The sequence below is a fragment of the Photorhabdus heterorhabditis genome, from assembly GCF_001280945.1.
Lineage (GTDB): Bacteria > Pseudomonadota > Gammaproteobacteria > Enterobacterales > Enterobacteriaceae > Photorhabdus > Photorhabdus heterorhabditis.
The window spans coordinates 1-2623 of sequence record NZ_LJCS01000134.1; the positions used below are offsets into that span (position 1 = coordinate 1).

The following is a 2623-nucleotide window of genomic DNA, read 5'->3' on the forward strand; positions in this document are numbered from 1 at the left end:
GGTTCATCAGGCGCGGAACTCATCGAGGCGCAGGTTCCTTGCCTATAGTGACGCCGGATAGATTTAAGCAAGCCCAAAATTCATCAAAATGAGTGTTGCAAAAACGAGGGCGACCATAGATTTTATGCTCTCCTACTATACATTCTCTTCATTCATATAAAAAATGGGTGAACAGGAGATACAGTCAATGAATATCATATTAATTGCGGCAAACCCAGATGTAGCAAGGCGTTCAGTGAATTATGCAGAGGGTGGACAGCGAAGGAGGCGAAAAAGATTTTTAGGGGGTATTTCTGGCAGGCAAATAAAAGCCGGATGAGTCTGGGATAATAAATTTAGTGCATAATTTTTTTATTATGGTAAGACTGAAATTAAAATTAAGTAATTGTCTGATTTTGCTTAAGAATAGAGATTCATCACAAATTTAAAGGTGGATCTTTTCCATGCTGGAATGGGTAAGTATTGTTGTTATATCCTGTTTAATTGATGCTACATCGGAAATCTTGACACAAGTCAATCAATTATTAATTTGATATTGAGTGCTACGGAGAATTGAGGAATGACACATAAAAAATATAATCCCACTTGGGATGGTTATATGGGCGATTTTTTAAGGGGCAATGTAGGGATTAATCAGTTAAAACCCCAGCATGAATTTTTTGATGCCATTGGGTTAGAAAAAGTATTGAATGATAATACCCAATATCACTTTGTTCTCACATTAGCGCAAGCCAAAAGCATTATTGAGGATATCAGTCCCTCCCATCCACAAACCCCAAGTCATGGAGAAGCATTTGCAAGAGGTACGGAAGCAGAAAATCTAAGTTACGGAGACGAATTTGCAAGAGGCACGGAAGTAGATAACAAGAAAAAAAATCCTATGGCGTATGTACTTTCTGTCACAGATCCTATTTCCACCTATGCGGGAAATATTTATGATTCACATGGGTTTTTTGATGTTTGCCGGGAATTTAAGAGGTTAAGTATTACTGCAAAAACCTATGTGGGAGAAAATGGGAAAAAATATATTCATCTGTCAGGTCATGCTGGTCTTAGGCGCCTTGTCAGGGGAACCCGATACGGTGCTAGCCACCCTCAAATGTTAGCCATGGGGATAGGACAGCAGGGTCTTAATGCTAGTATTATCAAAGGTGTTAGATTCTGTATTGTCTTTTCGATTGGCTATAGATTGATAGAAAGTATTTTTAAGGATGAATATACTTTAGCCGATTTTATCGGCAACATAACAATGGATATGGCTAAAACTGCTATTATTGCTGCTTCCTCTTGGATTGTAGGATCACTTTTAACTGCCACTGCTTTGGTAGGTGGAAGTATTATTGTTGTTGCGGGAATAGTTTTAGCTGTTGGAATTCTAGCGGCTATCGGTTTAGATCTTGTTGATAAGCAATATGGAATAAGCGAAAAATTAATAGCACTTTTTAAAGAAGAAATGAAGAGAAAGCCAAGAACACCGGAAGCAGACTTACAATATTTTTTTAATACGATGGGAAGAATTAGGTGAATAGCAAATATTTAAAAGCCTTGGGTGGAGTAATATTGTTATTATTCCTTACATTTCTGATGTTCTTCATTATTAAATCTGCTGTTTCATTAGTATTAATGAAAGATGAAATAACATTCTCCAGCGCAGTTGTTATAAGTATTCTATCTTTCCCTATAATATTTTACTCTTTATCAGGTTCTATTTTTTTCTTTATATTTGATAGATTACCTAAATACAACAAAATACTTGTTAAGTACCTGAGTAGATTGATGATTGCATCATTTGTCATTAGCTTACCTATCTCTTTTTATGTTGATTATAAGTTAAAAAATGATGGTTATTTGACATGTGATAAAATATCGTGGATGTCACCAACAACCTATGTAAGAAATTTATTACTTTGTAAATGAAAAGTTTTGTAAATATTTTGTCTTCATGTTTCCCCTTGTTTAGCCTCTAAATCACAGAGGCTTTTTTATTATTTTTCACGGTGTTAAATAGTGTTTTAAAGAAAATAACTATTCCAAAAACACCATGAAAAAACTACTCGAATTACACCAACATAAAACCGATTTAACCCAACAAATGCGCTCGTTGCTTACCAAAGCCGAAGACGAAAAGCGCTCACTGACTGCCGAGGAAGCCAAACAGTTCGACGAATTGCGCAGCCAATCCGATACGCTCAATACAGAAATTGCCCGCTATGAAGCCTTGTCTGATGAAGAACGCAGTCAGGCGGGTAAAAACCCAGCCGACCAGTAAAAAACTCAGCAATGACGAACTAGGAGAGCATAAAAAAGTCTGCGGCACTTGAGTTATTTAGCGGTAAAGTGGGCAACTCAACCGGACTATTACCCATTATCGGCCCATGAATACTTATACGTTAAAGTGACTTCTTTAGCTGCTTTGCTACATAAATGCCCCACACTAATGAGATGGCCGCCCTCACCCTGTTAGCAATATATTGACAGCGTGTGATTTATTTTTTATTTAAGAGGCCACCATCATGAACACTATCGCATTGATTGGCATCGATCTTGGCAAGCATTCCTTTCATATCCATTGTCAGGATCAATCAGGAAAAGCGTTGCTGCGTAAAAAATTCACCCGAACTAA

At 37.1% G+C, this 2623-nt stretch carries 3 protein-coding genes and 1 pseudogene; all 4 read left to right on the top strand.

Features of this window, described 5'->3' with window-relative positions; all coding sequences use genetic code 11:
- Nucleotides 1-559: 559 nt before the first annotated feature.
- Nucleotides 560-1525: a hypothetical protein gene (locus AM629_RS20760; RefSeq protein WP_072161969.1), complete on the top strand. Its 966-nt coding sequence runs from the start codon at nt 560-562 to the stop codon at nt 1523-1525.
- Nucleotides 1522-1917 (top strand): DUF1240 domain-containing protein, encoded by a 396-nt coding sequence (locus AM629_RS20765; protein WP_054481672.1) that lies wholly within the window; start codon nt 1522-1524, stop codon nt 1915-1917. Before AM629_RS20760 ends, AM629_RS20765 begins: the two co-directional genes overlap by 4 nt.
- A 124-nt stretch (nt 1918-2041) precedes the next feature.
- Nucleotides 2042-2269 carry a phage major capsid protein gene (locus tag AM629_RS20770; protein ID WP_054481674.1) on the top strand — a complete coding sequence of 76 codons (228 nt, stop codon included), beginning with the start codon at nt 2042-2044 and terminating at the stop codon, nt 2267-2269.
- 244 nt (nt 2270-2513) lie between these two features.
- A pseudogene (locus AM629_RS23760) lies at nt 2514-2623 on the top strand (IS110 family transposase); the annotation flags it as partial.